Annotated in this window: 18 protein-coding genes; 17 read left to right on the plus strand and 1 reads right to left on the minus strand. The window is 72.0% G+C overall.

Translation table 11 applies throughout. The annotated features are described in order from the left end of the window. The first annotated feature begins 124 nt into the window (after positions 1 to 124). The 5 genes from ABZ128_RS11680 (at position 125) to ftsH (ending at position 8,119) form a co-directional block, all read left to right on the plus strand. The gene (locus ABZ128_RS11680; RefSeq protein ID WP_356847719.1) at positions 125 to 1,471 is read left to right on the plus strand and encodes an ammonium transporter; all 1,347 of its coding nucleotides are present in this window, start codon (positions 125 to 127) and stop codon (positions 1,469 to 1,471) included. Continuing rightward, positions 1,468 to 1,806, plus strand: coding sequence for a P-II family nitrogen regulator (locus ABZ128_RS11685; protein WP_356847720.1), 339 nt, complete (start codon positions 1,468 to 1,470; stop codon positions 1,804 to 1,806). Before ABZ128_RS11680 ends, ABZ128_RS11685 begins: the two co-directional genes overlap by 4 nt. Before the next feature lie 17 nt (positions 1,807 to 1,823). Continuing rightward, on the plus strand, positions 1,824 to 4,262 hold the full coding sequence (locus tag ABZ128_RS11690; RefSeq protein WP_356847722.1) for a [protein-PII] uridylyltransferase: 2,439 nt from the start codon (positions 1,824 to 1,826) through the stop codon (positions 4,260 to 4,262). A gap of 223 nt (positions 4,263 to 4,485) precedes the next feature. Beyond that, a complete protein-coding gene (ffh, locus tag ABZ128_RS11695; RefSeq protein ID WP_356847723.1) occupies positions 4,486 to 6,054 on the plus strand; it encodes a signal recognition particle protein in 1,569 nt (522 codons plus the stop codon). A 148-nt stretch (positions 6,055 to 6,202) separates the two neighbouring features. Then, positions 6,203 to 8,119 carry an ATP-dependent zinc metalloprotease FtsH gene (ftsH, locus tag ABZ128_RS11700; RefSeq protein ID WP_356847725.1) on the plus strand — a complete coding sequence of 639 codons (1,917 nt, stop codon included), beginning with the start codon at positions 6,203 to 6,205 and terminating at the stop codon, positions 8,117 to 8,119. A 43-nt stretch (positions 8,120 to 8,162) separates the two neighbouring features. On the opposite strand, the gene ABZ128_RS11705 is transcribed toward ftsH, so the two are convergent. Beyond that, complete coding sequence (locus ABZ128_RS11705; protein WP_356847727.1) at positions 8,163 to 8,849, minus strand: methyltransferase type 11; 687 nt, start codon at positions 8,847 to 8,849, stop codon at positions 8,163 to 8,165. A 131-nt stretch (positions 8,850 to 8,980) separates the two neighbouring features. Here ABZ128_RS11705 and proS point away from each other — a divergent pair, with 131 nt between their 5' ends. The 12 genes from proS to ABZ128_RS11765 all read left to right on the plus strand — a co-directional run bounded on the left by proS (position 8,981) and on the right by ABZ128_RS11765 (position 18,119). Further along, positions 8,981 to 10,393, plus strand: a complete 1,413-nt coding sequence (gene proS, locus ABZ128_RS11710) for a proline--tRNA ligase (RefSeq protein ID WP_356847728.1) — start codon at positions 8,981 to 8,983, stop codon at positions 10,391 to 10,393. A 218-nt stretch (positions 10,394 to 10,611) separates the two neighbouring features. Then, positions 10,612 to 11,211, plus strand: a complete 600-nt coding sequence (locus ABZ128_RS11715; protein WP_356847729.1) for a hypothetical protein — start codon at positions 10,612 to 10,614, stop codon at positions 11,209 to 11,211. Positions 11,212 to 11,482: 271 nt separating this feature from the next. Continuing rightward, entirely contained in the window at positions 11,483 to 11,920 is a 438-nt protein-coding gene (gene rpsP / locus ABZ128_RS11720; protein ID WP_030767532.1) for a 30S ribosomal protein S16, read from the plus strand. Between the two features lie 2 nt (positions 11,921 to 11,922). Then, positions 11,923 to 12,162: an RNA-binding protein gene (locus ABZ128_RS11725; protein WP_007266827.1), complete on the plus strand. Its 240-nt coding sequence runs from the start codon at positions 11,923 to 11,925 to the stop codon at positions 12,160 to 12,162. A gap of 76 nt (positions 12,163 to 12,238) precedes the next feature. Next, complete coding sequence (gene rimM, locus ABZ128_RS11730) at positions 12,239 to 12,802, plus strand: ribosome maturation factor RimM (protein ID WP_356847730.1); 564 nt, start codon at positions 12,239 to 12,241, stop codon at positions 12,800 to 12,802. Further along, the gene (trmD, locus tag ABZ128_RS11735) at positions 12,802 to 13,623 is read left to right on the plus strand and encodes a tRNA (guanosine(37)-N1)-methyltransferase TrmD (protein ID WP_356847731.1); all 822 of its coding nucleotides are present in this window, start codon (positions 12,802 to 12,804) and stop codon (positions 13,621 to 13,623) included. Before rimM ends, trmD begins: the two co-directional genes overlap by 1 nt. 133 nt (positions 13,624 to 13,756) lie before the next feature. Continuing rightward, positions 13,757 to 14,107, plus strand: a complete 351-nt coding sequence (rplS, locus tag ABZ128_RS11740; protein WP_356847732.1) for a 50S ribosomal protein L19 — start codon at positions 13,757 to 13,759, stop codon at positions 14,105 to 14,107. 44 nt (positions 14,108 to 14,151) lie between these two features. Next, on the plus strand, positions 14,152 to 14,904 hold the full coding sequence (gene lepB / locus ABZ128_RS11745) for a signal peptidase I (RefSeq protein WP_356847733.1): 753 nt from the start codon (positions 14,152 to 14,154) through the stop codon (positions 14,902 to 14,904). Positions 14,905 to 14,965: 61 nt separating this feature from the next. Next, positions 14,966 to 15,757, plus strand: a complete 792-nt coding sequence (lepB, locus tag ABZ128_RS11750) for a signal peptidase I (protein ID WP_356847734.1) — start codon at positions 14,966 to 14,968, stop codon at positions 15,755 to 15,757. A 112-nt stretch (positions 15,758 to 15,869) separates the two neighbouring features. Next, a complete protein-coding gene (gene lepB / locus ABZ128_RS11755) occupies positions 15,870 to 16,772 on the plus strand; it encodes a signal peptidase I (protein WP_356847850.1) in 903 nt (300 codons plus the stop codon). A 44-nt stretch (positions 16,773 to 16,816) separates the two neighbouring features. Further along, positions 16,817 to 17,623: a signal peptidase I gene (gene lepB / locus ABZ128_RS11760; protein ID WP_356847736.1), complete on the plus strand. Its 807-nt coding sequence runs from the start codon at positions 16,817 to 16,819 to the stop codon at positions 17,621 to 17,623. After that, positions 17,613 to 18,119: an NUDIX hydrolase gene (locus ABZ128_RS11765; RefSeq protein WP_356847738.1), complete on the plus strand. Its 507-nt coding sequence runs from the start codon at positions 17,613 to 17,615 to the stop codon at positions 18,117 to 18,119. The genes lepB (ABZ128_RS11760) and ABZ128_RS11765 overlap by 11 nt, the downstream gene beginning before the upstream one ends. Positions 18,120 to 18,158: the final 39 nt, after the last annotated feature.

Consider the following 18,158-nt stretch of genomic DNA (forward strand, 5'->3'; position numbering starts at 1 on the left):
TCTCAGGGTCAATAACCGGCCAGTCCCCAGGCCCGGCCCGGGTTCCCCCTCAGGCCCAAGCCCTGCGCCGCTCAGGTTTTCACGATCGCCCGCACGCGAACGTACCGACGACGAGGAGACGCCGATGGCATCAGCCATCACGACCCTCGCGGCAGACGCCCCGACGCTCTCTGCCGCGAACACCGGGTTCATGCTCATCTGCTCCGCCCTGGTCATGCTGATGACCCCGGGCCTCGCCTTCTTCTACGGAGGCATGGTCCGCGTCAAGAGCAGCCTCAACATGCTGATGATGAGCTTCATCAGCCTCGGGATCGTCACGATCCTCTGGGTCCTCTTCGGATTCAGCCTCGCCTTCGGCACCGACTCCGGCTCACTGATCGGCTGGTCCTCCGACTACGTCGGCCTCAGCGGCATCGGCATCACCGAGCTGTGGGACGGCTACACCATCCCCGTCTACGTCTTTGCCGTCTTCCAGCTGATGTTCGCCGTGATCACCCCCGCCCTGATCAGCGGCGCCCTCGCCGACCGCGTGAAGTTCAGCGCCTGGGCCCTGTTCACCGCCCTGTGGGTGACCGTCGTCTACTTCCCCGTCGCCCACTGGGTCTGGGGCGCCGGAGGCTGGCTCTTCGAGCTCGGCGTCATCGACTTCGCGGGCGGCACCGCCGTCCACATCAACGCCGGCGCCGCCGCCCTCGGCGTGATCCTCGTCATCGGCAAGCGCGTCGGCTTCAAGCGGGACCCGATGCGCCCCCACAGCCTCCCCCTCGTGATGCTCGGCGCCGGCCTGCTGTGGTTCGGCTGGTTCGGCTTCAACGCCGGATCCTGGCTCGGCAACGACGACGGCGTCGGCGCGGTGATGTTCGTCAACACCCAGGTGGCCACCGCCGCCGCCATGCTCGCCTGGCTCGGCTACGAGAAGCTGCGCCACGGCTCCTTCACCACCCTCGGCGCCGCCTCCGGCGCGGTCGCGGGCCTCGTCGCCATCACCCCCTCCGGCGGCTCCTGCTCCCCGCTCGGCGCGATCGGCATCGGCGCCATCGCCGGCCTGCTGTGCGCCATGGCCGTCGGCCTCAAGTACAAGTTCGGCTACGACGACTCCCTCGACGTCGTCGGCGTCCACCTCGTCGGCGGCATCGCCGGCTCGCTCCTCGTCGGCCTCTTCGCCACCGGCGGGGTCCAGTCCGAGGCCAAGGGCCTCTTCTACGGCGGCGGCCTGGAGCAGCTCGGCAAGCAGGCCATCGGAGTCTTCTCCGTCCTCGCCTACTCTCTCGTGGCGTCCGCGCTGCTCGCCTTCCTCCTCGACAAGACGATCGGAATGCGGGTCAGCGAGGACGACGAGATCTCCGGCATCGACCAGGTCGAGCACGCCGAGACCGCCTACGACTTCAGCGGAGCCGGGGGCGGCGCCTCCTCCCGGAGCACCGCCGCACCCGTCCACGTTGCCGCCGCGAGCAAGAAGGTAGACGCATGAAGCTGATCACCGCGATCGTGAAGCCCCACCGGCTGGACGAGATCAAGGACTCCCTCCAGCGGTTCGGGGTCCAGGGGCTCACGGTCTCCGAGGCCAGCGGGTACGGCCGCCAGCGCGGGCACACCGAGGTCTACCGGGGCGCCGAGTACACCGTGGACCTCGTACCCAAGATCCGCATCGAGGTCGTCGTCGAGGACGAGGACGCCGAGTCGGTGATGGAGATCCTGGTCAAGAGCGCCCGTACCGGGAAGATCGGCGACGGCAAGGTCTGGAGCGTCCCCGTGGACGCGCTCATCCGGGTCCGTACCGGCGAACGCGGCGCCGAAGCGCTCTGAGGGACGGGAGCTGCCGGGTGACGAGCGTCGAAGGCCCCACGACGGGTGATGCGAACGACCGGTCCGACCCGGGACCCGGCGCCTACGCCGCGGCCCGGCTGCGACTCCTCCAGGAGGAGTCGCAGTCCGGGCCCTCGCGGCGTTCCGCGCTGGCCGGACTGACCGACGACTGGCTGAACGCCCTGTTCACGACCGCCGTACGGGAGACCGGCGTCCGGGGCGCCACCCTGGTCGCCGTCGGCGGCTACGGGCGCGCCGAACTCTCCCCGCGCAGCGATCTCGACCTGCTGCTGCTCCACGACGGCAAGGCCGAGCCGCGCGCACTGAGCGCGCTCGCCGACCGGCTCTGGTACCCCGTGTGGGACCTCGGCGTCGCCCTCGACCACTCGGTCCGGACCCCGGCCGAGGCCCGCAGGACCGCCGCCGAGGACCTCAAGGTGCACCTCGGGCTGCTGGACGCCCGCCCGGTTGCCGGTGACGTCGGCATGCTGGCGGCCCTGCGCACCTCGGTACTGGCCGACTGGCGCAACCAGGCCGCCAAACGGCTCCCGCAGCTGCACGCCCTGTGCCGGGAGCGGGCCGAGCGGGCCGGGGAGCTGCGCTTCCTGCTCGAACCCGACCTCAAGGAGGCCCGGGGCGGGCTCCGCGACGCCACGGCGCTGCGGGCCGTCGCCGCGTCCTGGCTGGCCGACGCCCCCCGGGAGGGCCTGGCCGAGGCCCGGCGGCGGCTGCTGGACGCGCGCGACGCCCTCCAGCTGGTGACCGGCCGCGCCACCGACCGGCTCGCCCTCCAGGAACAGGACCAGGTCGCGGCGCAGCTGGGGCTGCTCGACGCCGATGCCCTGCTGCGCGAGGTCTACGAGGCCGCGCGGATCGTCTCCTACGCCGGCGACGTCACCTGGCGGGAGGTCGGACGGGTCCTGCGGGCGCGCGCGGCCCGGCCGAGGCTGCGCGGGCTGCTGGGGGCGCGGGGGGCCGCTGCGGCCGAGCGGGCACCGCTGGCCGAGGGGGTCGTGGAGTCCGACGGCGAGGCCGTACTGGCGCTGGCGGCCCGGCCCGACCGGGACCCGGTCCTGCCGCTGAGGTTCGGGGCCGCGGCCGCGCAGGCGGGCCTGCCGGTGTCGCTGCACGCCGTCCGCAGGCTCGCCGCGCAGGCCGGGCCGCTGCCCGTGCCGTGGCCCGCGGAGGCGCGGGAGCAGCTGCTGACCCTGCTCGGCGCGGGGGAGCCGACCGTGGCCGTGTGGGAGGCCCTGGAGGCGGAGGGGATCATCACCCGGCTGCTGCCCGACTGGGAGCGGGTGCGGTGCCGGCCGCAGCGCAATCCCGTGCACACCTGGACGGTGGACCGGCACCTGGTGGAGACGGCGGTGCGGGCTTCGGCCCTGACCCGCCGGGTGGGCCGCCCGGACCTGCTGCTGATGGCCGCGCTGCTGCACGACATCGGCAAGGGCTGGCCCGGCGACCACTCGGTCGCGGGCGAGACGATCGCCCGCGACATGGCGGTGCGGGTGGGCTTCGACGCGGAGGACGCCGCCGTGCTGGGCATCCTCGTACGCCACCACCTGCTGCTGATCGAGACCGCGACGCGGCGCGACCTCGACGATCCGGCGACCGTCCAGGCGGTCGCGGAGGCCGTCGGGTCGACCGGCACGCTGGAGGTCCTGCACGCGCTGACGGAGGCGGACGCGCTGGCCACCGGGCCGGCGGCGTGGAGCGCGTGGCGGGGCTCGCTGGTCGCGGACCTGGTGGCCAGGGTGGCCGCCGTCCTGCGCGGGGCGACGCCGGCGGTGCGCGAGCTGGACATCCCCGGCACCGAACAGGAACGCCTCGCCGTGGAGGCCCTGCGCACCCGCGAGCCGGTGCTCGCGCTGCACACCCGGCAGGAGGCGGACGCGGTGGGCGTGGAACTCGTCGTCGCCGTTCCCGACCAGCCGGGGGTGCTCCCGGCGGTGGCGGGCGTCCTCGCCCTGCACCGGCTCACCGTGCGGGCGGCGGACCTGCGCTCGCTGGAGCTGCCCGACCGGCTGGGTGAGGTCCTGGTGCTCAGGTGGCGGGTGGCGGCGGAGTACGGGGCGCTGCCGGAGGCGGCCCGGCTTCGGACGGACCTGGTCAGGGCGCTCGACGGCTCGCTCGACGTCGCGGCGAAGCTGGCCGGCCGGGAGGCGGCGTACCCGCGGCGGCGGGGCGTGGTCCCGCCGCCCCCGCGGGTCACGGTGGTCCCGGACGTCTCCTCCCTGGCCACCGTGGTGGAGGTCCGGGCGCCGGACGCGGTGGGGCTGCTGCACCGGATCGGGCGGGCGCTGGAGTCCTGCGGGGTCCGGGTCCGCAGCGCGCACGTGTCGACACTGGGCGCCAATGCGGTGGACTCGCTGTACGTGGTCGACGGCGACGGCAAACCGCTGTCCACGACGGCGGCCGCGGCCCTGTCCCGCTCCCTGGAGGCGGCGCTGACCTGAGGCAGCGCCCTGCGGGGCCGGGCCGGCGTTGTTGTGCGGAGCCGGGGCGTGGGCGGCCGGGCCCCTGGGCAACCGCTGCGCGGAGGGGCAGGACGGAGCCCGGGCCGGGCGCCCGTCGGGCCGGGTCGCACCTCGGAGAGGAGAGGCAGGGGTCAGCACCGCGATCGGGCCGATACCCTGGGGGGCGACCACCACGCCCCCGACCCGAGGAATCGCGACCACCGTGTTCGATACGCTTTCCGACCGCCTCAGCGCGACCTTCAAGTCCCTGCGGGGCAAAGGCCGCCTCTCCGAGCAGGACATCGACGCTGCGGCGCGGGAAATCCGTATCGCCCTCCTTGAGGCCGACGTCGCCCTCCCCGTCGTCCGCTCCTTCATCGGGAACGTCAAGGAGCGCGCCCGCGGCGAAGAGGTCTCCCGCGCGCTGAACCCGGGCCAGCAGGTCCTGAAGATCGTCAACGACGAGCTCGTCTCGATCCTCGGCGGCGAGACCCGGCGCCTGCGCTTCGCCAAGACCGCGCCCACCGTGATCATGCTCGCCGGTCTCCAGGGTGCCGGTAAGACCACCCTCGCCGGAAAGCTCGGCCTGTGGCTCAAGGGCCAGGGCCACGCCCCGCTGCTGGTGGCGTGCGACCTCCAGCGCCCCAACGCCGTCAACCAGCTCTCCGTGGTCGCGGAGCGCGCCGGTGTGGCCGTCTACGCGCCCCAGCCGGGCAACGGTGTCGGCGACCCGGTCCAGGTGGCCAAGGACTCCGTCGAGTACGCCCGCACCAAGCAGTTCGACATCGTCATCGTCGACACCGCCGGCCGCCTCGGCATCGACCAGGAGCTGATGCAGCAGGCCGCGGACATCCGCGACGCCGTCAGCCCCGACGAGATCCTCTTCGTCGTCGACGCCATGATCGGCCAGGACGCGGTCAACACCGCCGAGGCCTTCCGCGACGGCGTCGGCTTCGACGGCGTGGTGCTCTCCAAGCTCGACGGCGACGCCCGTGGCGGTGCCGCGCTCTCCATCGCGCACGTCACCGGCAAACAGATCATGTTCGCCTCGAACGGCGAGAAGCTCGACGACTTCGACGCCTTCCACCCGGACCGCATGGCGGGCCGGATCCTCGACATGGGTGACATGCTCACCCTGATCGAGCAGGCCGAGAAGACCTTCAGCCAGGCCGAGGCCGAGAAGATGGCGGCCAAGCTGGCGAAGGGCCCGAAGGAGTTCACGCTCGACGACTTCCTGGCCCAGATGGAGCAGGTCCGCAAGATGGGCTCCATCTCCAAGCTGCTCGGCATGCTCCCCGGCATGGGGCAGATCAAGGACCAGATCAACAACATCGACGAGCGCGACGTCGACCGCACCGCCGCGATCATCAAGTCGATGACCCCGGCCGAGCGCCAGGACCCGCACATCATCAACGGGTCGCGCCGTGCCCGTATCGCCAAGGGCTCCGGCGTCGAGGTCAGCGCCGTCAAGAACCTGGTCGAGCGCTTCTTCGACGCCCGCAAGATGATGTCCCGCATGGCCCAGGGCGGCGGGATGCCCGGGATGCCGGGCATCCCGGGGATGGGCGGCGGCCCCGGCCGGCAGAAGAAGCAGGTCAAGCAGGCCAAGGGCAAGCGCAAGAGCGGCAACCCGATGAAGCGCAAGGAAGAGGAGGCGGCAGCCGCCGCCCGCCGCGAGCAGGGCGCGCAGCCCGCCTCGCCCGCGGCCGGCAGCCCGTTCGGCCTCCCGGCCGCGGGGCAGCCCGGACAGGACTTCGACCTGCCCGACGAGTTCAAGAAGTTCATGAAGTAGGCACGCGCGCAGGGGCCCCGGCCGGGAAACGGCCGGGGCCCCTTTGCGTGGGAGCTGCGGGCGCAGCCGGGCGGTATATCCCTTATGGTCAGCCGGGAGGACGGCAGTGACGGCAGCTGACGGCAGCTGACGGCAGCAAGGAGGCCCCGTGCCCAGCCCCACCCCCGCACCGCCCCGCGACCGGGCCGACACGCCCTGGCGCTCCGAGGGCGCACCGCCCCCGAAGAAGAAGATGCCCGGCGGCTGGCGCGGGCTGGTCCTCACCGCCCTGATCGTCTTCCTGGTGACCAACCTCGTGCTGTCGTTCTTCAACGACGGCGACGAGCCGACCATCTCGTACACCGAGTTCAGCAAGCAGGTCGCGAGCGGCAACGTCTCGAAGATCTACTCCAAGGGCGATGCGATCCAGGGCGAGCTGAAGGCCGCCGAGCCCGTCCCGGGCGGCGCAAAGGGCGATTACAAGAAGTTCGTCACCCAGCGGCCCGCCTTCGCCGACGACGACCTGTGGGCCAACCTCACCAAGCAGAACGTCAACGTCACGGCCTCCCCGGTGGTCGTGCAGCGCAGTTTCCTGGCCAACCTCCTGATCTCCCTCGCCCCGATGCTGCTCCTGGTCCTGCTGTGGGTGCTCATCGCCCGCCGCATGGGCTCGGCGATGGGCGGCGGGCTCGGCGGCCTCGGGCGCAAGGGGCCGCCGAGACCGGTGGAGCTGGAGGCGGGCGCCCCGCGGACCACCTTCGACGACGTCGCCGGCATCGACGAGGTCGAGGGGGAGCTGAACGACGTCGTCGACTTCCTCAAGAACCCCGAGGAGTACCGGCGGATGGGCGCCAGGATGCCGGGCGGTGTGCTGCTCGCCGGTCTGCCCGGCACGGGCAAGACCCTGCTCGCCCGCGCGGTCGCCGGCGAGGCCGGGGTGCCGTTCTTCTCGGCCTCCGCCTCCGAGTTCATCGAGATGATCGTCGGCGTCGGCGCCTCACGGGTGCGCGAGCTCTTCGCCGAGGCGCGCAAGGTCGCCCCCTCGATCATCTTCATCGACGAGATCGACACCATCGGCCGGGTCCGCGGAGGCGGGGCGGGGCTCGGCGGCCACGACGAACGCGAGCAGACCCTCAACCAGATCCTGACCGAGATGGACGGCTTCTCCGGCTCGGAGGGGGTGGTCGTCCTCGCCGCCACCAACCGCGCGGACGTGCTGGACCCGGCCCTGACCCGTCCCGGCCGCTTCGACCGCACGGTGATGGTCTCCCCGCCGGACAAGAGCGGCCGCGAGGCCATCCTGCGGATCCACACCCGCGAGATCCCCCTCGCCGCGGGCGTGGACCTGGCGCAGGTGGCCCGTACGACCCCCGGCATGACGGGAGCCGAACTCGCCAACCTCGCCAACGAGGCCGCCCTGCTGGCGGTCAAGCGCAAGCAGCAGACGGTCACCCAGGCCGACCTGTCCGACGCCCTGGAGAAGGTCCAGCTGGGCGCGGAACGGCCGCTGGTGATGCCTCAGGAAGAGCGCCGCCGCACCGCCTACCACGAGAGCGGCCACGCCCTGCTGGGCATGCTCCAGCCCGGCGCCGACCCGGTACGCAAGATCACGATCGTGCCCCGCGGCCGGGCGCTGGGCGTCACGCTGTCCACGCCCGAGGCCGACCGGTACGCGTACACCGAGGAGTACCTGCGCGGACGCATCATCGGCGCGCTGGGCGGAATGGCGGCCGAGCACGTGGTCTACGACGTGATCACCACGGGCTCGGAGAACGACCTCGAACAGGTCACCAGCCTGGTACGCGGCATGGTGGGCCGGTGGGGCATGAGCGAGCGGATCGGCCGCCTCACCGCCATCCCGTCCGACGCGCAGAGCCCGTACGGCCTGTCCGCCGCCCCCGCCACCCTCGACGCGGTGGACCACGAGATGCGGCGGATCGTGGACGAGTGCTACGTGGAGGCCTGCCGGCTGCTGCGTGAGCACCGGCCGAAACTCGACGCCCTGGCCGAGGCCCTGCTGGCGAACGAGACCCTGGACGAGCCGGCCGCGTACGCCGCCGCCGGGATCGTCCGTACGGCGAAGTGACCGCCGGGGCCCGCGGGAGGCGGGCCCCGGCGGGCCGCCCGTGCTACGGCCGGCGGGCGATCACGTAGCGGAAGATGTTCGGCAGCCAGACGGAGCCGTCCGGTCGCTCGTACGGGTGAAGGGCCTCCGTCAGCTCCTTCTCGACCTGCGCCGGATCGGAGGAGGTCTCGTACAGGCCCGTGGACAGCAGCCCCCGCACCGCACTGTCCACGTCCGCGTACCCGAAGGGGCAGAACACCCGCCCCGACCCGTCGGGCACGAGCCCCGCGCCGGCCGCCGTCGCGTCCAGGTCGTTCGGTGATGGTCCGCCGCCCAGGACCACCGGCACCGTGCAGCGCTCGGCCGGACCCCAGTCGGCGAGCACCACCGCCCCGCCCCGCCGGACCGAGGGCAGGGCCGCGTCCAGGGCCTGCGCGGACGGCGAGAAGGCCAGCAGCACGTCGTACGGCCGCGGGCCGGCCGGGGCGGCCGGCGGGTCCGCGGCGACGTCCAGCAGCCGCTCGCGCGCCAGGGCCCGCCGCGCCGGGTCCGCCTCCACGCCCGCGGCCGCGGCTCCCCGCCCGGCGGCCAGCAGCAGGGCCAGCCCGGCCCCGCAGTCCAGCCCGAGCAGCCGGTCGCCCGGCCCGACCTCCAGCCGGTCGTAGACCGCCTCGTACAGCGGTACCAGCATCCGTTCCTGGATCTCCGCCCAGTCCCGGGCGACGAGCGTCGCCGTCGGCGTCGGTGTCATCGAAAGAGCGCTCCTGATTCCTTGTCGCCCCCTTGCCCCCGTTGCCAGAGAACTCCCCATTCGCCCCCGCGTCCAGAGGAGTGCGCCACCCGATTCACGCATCGAGCGCCCGGCGCCGTACCATTCGCGCCATGGCAAAGGCTCCCGTTCTCACCCCCCAGGCGGAGGATTTCCCCCGCTGGTACCAGGATCTGATCAACAAGGCCGAGCTGGCCGACAACGGCCCGGTGCGCGGCACCATGGTCATCCGGCCGTACGGCTACGGCCTGTGGGAGCGGATGCAGCAGGAGATGGACGCGCGCATCAAGGACGCGGGCGCCCAGAACGCGTACTTCCCGCTCTTCATCCCGCAGTCGTACCTGACGCGGGAAGCCGAGCACGTGGAGGGCTTCGCCCCCGAGCTCGCGGTCGTCACGCACGGCGGGGGCAAGGAACTCGAAGAGCCGGTGGTGGTCCGTCCGACCTCCGAGACGATCATCAACGACTACTTCTCGAAGTGGGTGCAGAGCTACCGCGACCTGCCCCTGCTGATCAACCAGTGGGCCAACGTGGTCCGCTGGGAGATGCGCCCGCGCGTGTTCCTCCGTACGAGCGAGTTCCTGTGGCAGGAGGGCCACACGGCCCACGCCACCTACGAGGACGCCCGCGACTACGCCGCCCGGATCCACCGCGACGTCTACGGCGACTTCATGACGAACGTGCTCGGCATCGACGTCGTGCTCGGCCGCAAGACCGCGAAGGAGCGCTTCGCCGGCGCCATCAACACCCTCACCCTTGAGGGCATGATGGGCGACGGCAAGGCCCTCCAGATGGGCACGAGCCACGAGCTCGGCACCAACTTCGCCAAGGCGTTCAGCACGCAGTACCTGTCGAAGGAGGGCAAGCAGGAGCTCGTCTGGCAGACCTCCTGGGGCGTCTCCACCCGCATGGTCGGCGGTCTGATCATGTCCCACGGTGACGACAACGGCCTGCGGGTCCCGCCGCGCCTCGCCCACGTCCAGGTCGTCGTCATGGCGATCAAGGGCGACGAGGCCGTCGCGAAGGTCCGCGAGCTGGGCGCCCAGCTGAAGGCCGCCGGCCTGCGGGTCCAGGTCGACGACCGCGTCGACACCCCCTTCGGCCGCCGCGCCGTGGACTGGGAGCTCAAGGGCGTACCGGTCCGCATCGAGATCGGCCCCCGCGACCTGGAGGCCGGCACCGCGATGCTGGCCCGCCGGATCCCGGGCGGCAAGGAGGCCGTGCAGATCGCCTCCCTCGTGGACCTGCTGCCCAAGGTGCTCGACGAGGACCAGGCGCAGCTGCTGCGCGAGTCCCGCGAGCGCCGGGAGGCCCGCACCTGCGACGTCCGCACCATCGACGAGGCCGCCGAGGCCGCCGTCGCCGGTGGCTGGGCGCGGATCCCGTGGGCCGACCTCGGCCCCGAGGGCGAGGCCAAGCTCGGCGAGCAGGCCGTCTCCGTGCGCTGCCTCGTCGCCGAGGACGGGTCGGTTCCGGAGGCGGACGACGCCCCGGGTACGCTCGCGATCGTCGCGCGCTCGTACTGACCGCCCGGTCGCCGACCGCTGAAGACTGATGCGCCCCGGCGCGCGGCACGAGCCGTGCGCCGGGGCTGTTCGTTTGGCTCTCGTTACGTACCGACTCCTCCTGGGATCGGCGCACCCGTCCTCGTCAGGACGCATGAGACTGAACTGACTGGTACGTGCAAAAAATTTGGAATGGCCCGGAATCGGAACACCGGGGCCCCTCGGCTCGTTGTCACGACGTGAGCACGACACCACCTGTTCTCGCCGCAGAGCTGGCGCAGGCGTGGGCCGATATTCAGCGGTACCACCCCGAGCTGCCTGACCTTGCCGCGCCCGAGTCCCTGATCGGAGAGTCCTCGTCCGCCTGCGGCGGGGCACTCTCCTTCGAGCGACTGCTGCACGAGGCAGTCCACGGCATCGCCGCCGCCCGCGGAGTGCGCGACACCTCCCGAGCCGGCCGCTACCACAACCGCAGATTCCTCGCGATCGCCGAGGAGATGGGGCTGGACCATTCGGACGAGCCGCATGCGAGCAGCGGCTTCTCGCTGGTCTCGCTCACTCCCGAGGCGAAGCGGCGCTACCGACCCACCATGGAGCGGCTCCAGCGCGCGCTGAAGGCGCACACCGCCGCCACGTCCGCCGACACCAAGCGCAGCTTCCGCGGGCCCGCCGCCCGGCACGGCTCCTCCGGCGGAGGGGTGCGCGTCAAGGCGGTCTGCGACTGCGGGCGCAATGTGCGGGTGGTCCCGTCCGTACTGGCCCAGGCGCCGATCGTGTGCGGCGGCTGCATGAAGCCGTTCCGCATCCCCGAGACCGCGGTCCCGGCCCTGGCCTCCTGAGCGGGCCGCTCGGGCGGCACGGGGAAGGGGCGGCACCGGCGGCCCGCCGAGGGGGAGGGGGCGTACGGGCCGCAGGAGCGTGCCCGCATGCCCCTGCTCACCCTCCCCGCGTGAGGGGCCGCAGGCATGTGGCACAATGGCAAGCTGTACTCGACAGTCGCACAGGACCCCTCTCTCCTCCGGCTGACGCGTCCATCGGGCACCCGAGTACCGCAACCCCACGTGGCATCTCATGTGCCCAACCACGTCAAGTTCAGGAGACACCACTCCAGTGGCAGTCAAGATCAAGCTCAAGCGCCTCGGTAAGATCCGCTCTCCCCACTACCGCATCGTCGTCGCCGACGCCCGCACCCGCCGGGACGGCCGCGCGATCGAGGAGATCGGCATCTACCAGCCGACCTACAACCCGTCGCGCATCGAGGTCAACGGCGAGCGCGCCCAGTACTGGCTCTCCGTCGGCGCCCAGCCGACCGAGGCCGTCCTCGCCATCCTGAAGCTCACCGGTGACTGGCAGGCCCACAAGGGTCTCCCGGCCCCCGCGCCGCTGCTGCAGCCGGCGACGAAGGAAGACAAGCGTCGTTCCTTCGACGAGTTCGCCAAGGCCCTTGAGGGCGTCGGCGAGGGCAAGGGCGAGGCCATCACTCAGAAGAAGAAGGCCGACAAGAAGGCGGACGAGGCTGAGGCCGCCGCCGAGTCGACCGAGGCCTGAGCATGCTCGAGGAGGCTCTTGAGCACCTCGTGAAGGGCATTGTGGACAACCCCGACGACGTGCAGGTCGCCTCGCGCAACCTGCGTCGCGGGCAGGTGCTGGAGGTCCGGGTCCACCCCGACGACCTCGGTAAGGTGATCGGCCGCAACGGCCGCACCGCACGTGCCCTGCGTACCGTCGTGGGCGCCATCGGCGGCCGGGGGATCCGCGTCGACCTCGTCGACGTGGACCAGGTCCGCTGAGCAGTTGAATCACCGGCACGGGCCGGGGAGGGCATTCGTGCCCGCCCCGGCCCGTCGTCGTCTGAACAGGAGAGACATGCAGCTGGTAGTCGCGCGGATCGGCCGCGCCCACGGGATCAAGGGTGAGGTCACCGTCGAGGTGCGGACCGACGAGCCGGAGCTGCGGCTCGGGCCCGGCGCCGTACTCCAGACCGAGCCGGCTTCGGCGGGTCCGCTGACCATCGAGGCGGGCCGCGTGCACAGCGGCCGGCTCCTGCTCCGCTTCGCAGGCGTCAAGGACCGCACCGCCGCCGAGGCGCTGCGCAACATCCTGCTGATCGCCGAGGTGGACCCCGCGGAGCTGCCGGAGGAGGAGGACGAGTACTACGACCACCAGCTCATGGACCTGGACGTGGTGCTGGAGGACGGCACAGAGGTCGGCCGGATCACCGAGATCTCCCATCTGCCCTCGCAGGACCTCTTCATCGTCGAGCGGCCGGACGGCACCGAGGTGATGATCCCCTTCGTCGAGGAGATCGTCGCCGAGATCGACCTGGAGGAGCAGCGCTGCGTCATCACCCCGCCGCCGGGGCTGATCGACGACCGCGCGGAGATCGTCTCCACCCGCGACAACGGGGCCGAGGCCGGGGAAGAAGCCTGATGCGTCTCGACGTCGTCACGATCTTCCCCGAGTACCTGGAGCCGCTGAACGTCTCCCTCGTCGGCAAGGCGCGGGCCCGCGGGCAGCTCGACGTACACGTCCACGACCTGCGGGACTGGACCTACGACCGGCACAACACGGTCGACGACACCCCCTACGGCGGCGGTCCCGGCATGGTCATGAAGACCGGGCCCTGGGGCGAGGCCCTCGACGAGGCGCTGGCCGACGGGTACGAGTCCGGCGCGCGCGGGCCGGTCATGGTCGTCCCCACGCCCAGCGGCCGCCCCTTCACCCAGGAACTGGCCGTCGAGCTCTCCGAGCGGCCCTGGCTCCTTTTCACCCCGGCCCGCTACGAGGGCATCGACCGCCGGGTCGTGGACGAGTACGCCACGCGGATGCCGGTCTACGAGGTCTCCATCGGCGACTACGTGCTGGCGGGCGGCGAGGCCGCCGTCCTGGTCATCACCGAGGCCGTGGCCCGGCTGCTGCCCGGAGTGCTCGGCAACGCCGAATCGCACCGCGACGACTCCTTCGCCCCCGGCGAGATGGAGAACCTGCTGGAGGGGCCGGTCTACACCAAGCCCCCGGAGTGGCGCGGCCGGGGCATCCCCGAGGTGCTGCTCAGCGGCCACCACGGGAAGATCGCCCGCTGGCGCCGGGACGAGGCCTTCCGCCGGACCGCGCAGAACCGCCCCGACCTGATCGAGCGCTGCGAGGCCTCCGCCTTCGACAAGAAGGACCGGGAGATGCTGAGCATCCTGGGCTGGAAGCCGACCGCCGACGGCCGATTTTGGCGCAGGCCCGACGCCGTGGAAGAATAGGCGGCTGCTGTGTGCTCGCGTACGCCCCTGCCACAGGGGGACCGTCGTCCGCAGAGTGGCCCAGCTCCCGAATTCTCTACGGAAATCCGCACCGGCGACCTGTGGCGTCGTGCGAAGAAAGCAGACGAAGAACATGTCTCACCTGCTCGATGGCGTCAACGCCGCCTCGATCCGCTCCGACGTCCCGGCCTTCCGCCCGGGTGACACCGTCAACGTGCACGTCCGCGTGATCGAGGGCAACCGCTCCCGTATCCAGCAGTTCAAGGGCGTTGTCATCCGTCGCCAGGGCTCTGGCGTCTCCGAGACCTTCACCGTTCGCAAGGTCTCCTTCAGCGTCGGCGTGGAGCGCACCTTCCCGGTCAACTCCCCGATCTTCGAGAAGATCGAGCTCGTCACCCGCGGTGACGTGCGTCGCGCCAAGCTGTACTTCCTCCGTGAGCTCCGCGGCAAGGCCGCGAAGATCAAGGAGAAGCGCGACCGCTGATCTCCTCTCCGGTTCCCGGGGTCGGCCGGATAGGCTCGCCCCCGATGGACACCGAAGCAGAGCTCACACAGCGCGGCCACTCCTCCCCCGGCACGGGGGAGGGGCGGCCGCGCTTCGCTCTTTCCGGGCTGCGGGCGTTCATGACCTGGCGGCGCGCCGCCGTGCTCGGGGTGGTCTGCACGGCCTTCCTGCTGCTGCTGAGCAATTTCGTCGTGCAGCCTTTCCTGATCCCCAGCCGGTCCATGGAGCCGACGCTGAAGGTGGGGGACCGGGTGCTCGTGAACAAGCTGGCGTACCGTTTCGGCAGCCGGCCGGCGCGCGGCGACGTGGTGGTCTTCGACGGCACGGGCTCCTTCGTCCCGGAGCGGTCCGGCGGCGGCAACCCGGTCGCCGGGGCACTGGAGGGCGTGGGCTCGGCCCTCGGGCTCGGCGAGCCCTCGGACACCGACTTCGTGAAGCGGGTCGTGGGCGTCGGGGGCGACGACGTCGTCTGCTGTGACGCCGGGGGGCGCATCAAGGTCAACGGGGTGGCACTGGACGAGCCGTACCTCTACCCCGGCGACGCCCCCTCGAAGGTGCCGTTCCGGATCGTCGTGCCCCTGGGCACGCTGTGGGTGATGGGTGATCACCGGTCCCAGTCCCGGGACTCCCGGGACCACCTGGGGGAGCCGGGCGGGGGGATGGTGCCGGTGGAGAAGGTGATCGGGCGGGCCGACTGGGTCGGCTGGCCGGTCTCGCGCTGGGGCGCGACGCGTACGGGCACGGCCGCGGCCGGTGCCGGCGGCGGGCATGGGTAGCCGGGGCCGCCCGCGCGGCGGGCGGGAACCCGCGCCCGAGCCGGAGCCGGAGCCGGTCCCGGTGACCGCCGTGGAGGGCGGCGGCCGGGCCGAGCGGCGCCGGCTGGCCCGCCGGGTGCGGCGGCGCAGGCGTACCCGCCGGGTGGGCGAGGTGCCGCTGCTGGTGGTGGTGGCCCTGTGCATCGCCCTGCTCCTCAAGACCTTCCTGGTGCAGGCCTTCTTCATCCCGTCCGGGTCCATGGAGCAGACGATCCGGATCGGCGACCGGGTGCTGGTGGACAAGCTGACCCCGTGGTTCGGCTCCAAGGTGCAGCGCGGCGACGTGGTCGTGTTCAAGGACCCGGGCGGCTGGCTCAAGGGGGAGGCGGCGCGTCCCGCCTCCGACCCGGTCGGCGTCAAGCAGGTCAAGCAGACCCTGACGTTCATCGGCCTGCTGCCCTCGGCCGACGAACAGGACCTGATCAAGCGGGTGATCGGGGTCGGCGGCGACACGGTCCGGTGCTGCGACGCCAAGGGCCGGGTGACCGTCAACGGCTCCCCGCTCGACGAGCCGTACGTCAATCCCGGCAACTCGCCCTCCGACATCCGCTTCGAGGTGCAGGTGCCGCCCAGGCGGCTGTTCGTCATGGGCGACCACCGGGCCAACTCGGCGGATTCGCGCTACCACCTCGACGAGCCCTTCCAGGGCACCATCGACGAGAAGGGCGTGGTGGGTCAGGCCGTGGTGATCGCATGGCCGTTCGACCACTGGCGGAGGCTGGAACAGCCCGCGACCTTCCGTACGGTGCCCGATCAGGCACGCAGTGGGCGACGCGGCCGCCGGGGGCGCCGCCGGACCGCGCCGTTCGCATAGTGTGTCCTGGGTCTCCCGCGCCTTAGGGAACTCCCGCTCGTTAGGGGAGGGGAGGGCCCGTGTCCGATCGGCGCGGGCGGCGATTTCCGAGTGAGGAGTGGATGTGGGGGATGTGGCGGTAGGCGCGCGATCCGGACGCGACGAAGGCGAGGAGCGGCCGGACGACGCCGTCGAGCGCGAGACCGGGAAGGACGGCGAGGAAGCCGCGGCGCGCCCGCACCGGTCCTTCTGGAAGGAGCTCCCGCTCCTCGTCGGAATCGCCCTGCTGCTGGCCCTGCTGATCAAGACCTTCCTGGTCCAGGCGTTCTCGATCCCGTCCGACTCGATGCAGAACACCCTGCAGCGCGGCGACCGGGTGCTGGTGGACAAGCTGACCCCGTGGTTCGGCTCGGAGCCCGAGCGCGGAGAGGTCGTGGTCTTCCACGACCCGGCGAACTGGCTGTCCGGCGAGCCCACGCCGGAGCCGAACTTCGCGCAGCAGATCCTCAGCAAGATCGGCCTTATGCCGTCGGCCGACGAGAAGGACCTGATCAAGCGGACCATCGCCATCGGCGGTGACACGGTCGAGTGCAAGAAGGGGGGACCGGTCGTCGTCAACGGCAAGCCCCTCGACGAGCCGTACATCTTCCCCGGCAACACCCCCTGCGACGACGCCCCCTTCGGACCGATCACCGTCCCCAAGGGCAAGATCTGGGTGATGGGCGACCACCGGCAGAACTCGCAGGACTCCCGCTACCACATGCAGGACTCCACCCAGGGCTTCGTGCCGGTCGACAAGGTGGTCGGGCGGGCCGTGGTGGTCGCGTGGCCGGTCACCCGCTGGGCGACCCTTCCCATCCCGGACACCTTCGACCAGCCGGGCATCGGCCACCAGGCCGCGGCAGCGGCCCTCGGCCTCGGGGCCTCGGGCCTGGCCCCGGTCGGCCTCGGCCCGGCCGCGCTGGGTCTGACCGGCGCCGTGCCGCTGGTCATGTGGCGCAGGCGGAGGCTGACCTCCGGCCGTACCGACAGGTAGGGTGCCGCCCAGGTCGTCGATCCCGAAAGTGTGGGGGCGCTGCAATGGGCGGAACGCAAGAGAGCGGTACGGAGCACATACGCAGGGCCAAGGGTGGCCGCGGCGGTCTCGGCAACGTCATGTCGGGACTGGCCGTGGCCATCGGCTTCGTGCTCTTCCTGGGCGGCTTCGTGTGGGGCGCGTTCGTGTACCAGCCGTACACCGTGCCCACCGACTCGATGATGCCGACGGTCAAGCCCGGGGACCGGGTCCTGGCGCAGCGGATCGACGGCGGCCAGGTGCGCCGAGGCGACGTGGTCATCTTTACTGATGCCATGTGGAGTGACTCGCCCATGGTCAAGCGGGTCGTCGGCATCGGCGGGGACACCGTGAAGTGCTGCGGCAAGGGCGGCAGGCTGACGGTCAACGGCAAGGAGCTCGACGAGCCGTACATCGAGCACACGCCGCAGCCGCAGACCGGGACCGAGGGCGCGGCGGCGGGTATCCCCGGGGCGGCCTCGAACACGCCGTTCGAGGTGACGGTGCCCGAGGGCAACCTGTTCCTGCTGGGCGACCGGCGTTCCGCCTCCCTGGACTCCCGGGCGCACCTGCAGGAGGCCGGCCAGGGGACCGTGGCCCGCGGGACGGTGCAGGCCCGCGTCGACGCCCTGGCCTGGCCCACGATGAGCATGCTCGAACGCCCGGGGACGTACGCCGCCCTGCCCGGCGGGACCTCGCGGCCCGGTCCGCTGCGGCTCCAGCTCGCGGCCGTGGCCGCCGGCGCCGCGCTGGTGGTGCTGGGAGCGGCGTACGGCCCCCTCGTACGGGTCCTGGGACGCGGGCGGCGGCAGGAGCGGGCCGGTGCCCGCTGACCCGGCCGCTGCGGACGGCCCCCGCAAGGTGTCCCGGGTGATCCTCCTGGACCCCGAGGACCGGATCCTGCTGCTGCACGGTTTTGAACCGGACGACCCGGCCGACACGTGGTGGTTCACCCCGGGCGGCGGACTGGAGGGCGGGGAGACCCGGGAGCAGGCCGCCCTGCGGGAGCTCGCCGAGGAGACCGGGATCACCGAGGTGGAACTGGGGCCGCTGCTGTGGCGCCGGTACTGCTCCTTCCCCTTCGACGGGCGGCGCTGGGAGCAGGACGAGTGGTACTACCTGGCCAGGACGACCCGGACGCGCACCGAGATGGGCGGGCTGACCGACCTGGAGAGGCGCAGCGTGGCCGGGGCGAGATGGTGGACTTCCGAGGAACTTCTCGCGGCCCGTGAGACGGTGTACCCGACCAGACTCGCCGAGCTGCTCCGGACGCTGCTCGACAACGGCCCTCCGGGTGCGCCGGTGGTCCTGGCCCCGGAAATCGTTTAGGGGCGCACGGGCCTGGCGCACAATAGGGGGACGCACGGC

Origin of the sequence: Streptomyces sp. NPDC006326 (assembly GCF_040612915.1) — a bacterium.
GTDB lineage: Bacteria > Actinomycetota > Actinomycetes > Streptomycetales > Streptomycetaceae > Streptomyces.

What these genes read in the sequence shown, in the direction of transcription:
- trmD (WP_356847731.1), top strand. Translation starts at nt 12,802, where the DNA reads ATGCGTCTCGACGTCGTCACGATCTTCCCCGAGTACCTGGAGCCGCTG.
- lepB (WP_356847736.1), top strand. Translation starts at nt 16,817, where the DNA reads ATGGGCGGAACGCAAGAGAGCGGTACGGAGCACATACGCAGGGCCAAG.
- ABZ128_RS11725 (WP_007266827.1), top strand. Translation starts at nt 11,923, where the DNA reads ATGCTCGAGGAGGCTCTTGAGCACCTCGTGAAGGGCATTGTGGACAAC.
- ABZ128_RS11685 (WP_356847720.1), top strand. Translation starts at nt 1,468, where the DNA reads ATGAAGCTGATCACCGCGATCGTGAAGCCCCACCGGCTGGACGAGATC.
- proS (WP_356847728.1), top strand. Translation starts at nt 8,981, where the DNA reads ATGGCAAAGGCTCCCGTTCTCACCCCCCAGGCGGAGGATTTCCCCCGC.
- ABZ128_RS11680 (WP_356847719.1), top strand. Translation starts at nt 125, where the DNA reads ATGGCATCAGCCATCACGACCCTCGCGGCAGACGCCCCGACGCTCTCT.
- lepB (WP_356847733.1), top strand. Translation starts at nt 14,152, where the DNA reads ATGGACACCGAAGCAGAGCTCACACAGCGCGGCCACTCCTCCCCCGGC.
- rimM (WP_356847730.1), top strand. Translation starts at nt 12,239, where the DNA reads ATGCAGCTGGTAGTCGCGCGGATCGGCCGCGCCCACGGGATCAAGGGT.
- ABZ128_RS11705 (WP_356847727.1), bottom strand. Translation starts at nt 8,849, where the DNA reads ATGACACCGACGCCGACGGCGACGCTCGTCGCCCGGGACTGGGCGGAG.
- rplS (WP_356847732.1), top strand. Translation starts at nt 13,757, where the DNA reads ATGTCTCACCTGCTCGATGGCGTCAACGCCGCCTCGATCCGCTCCGAC.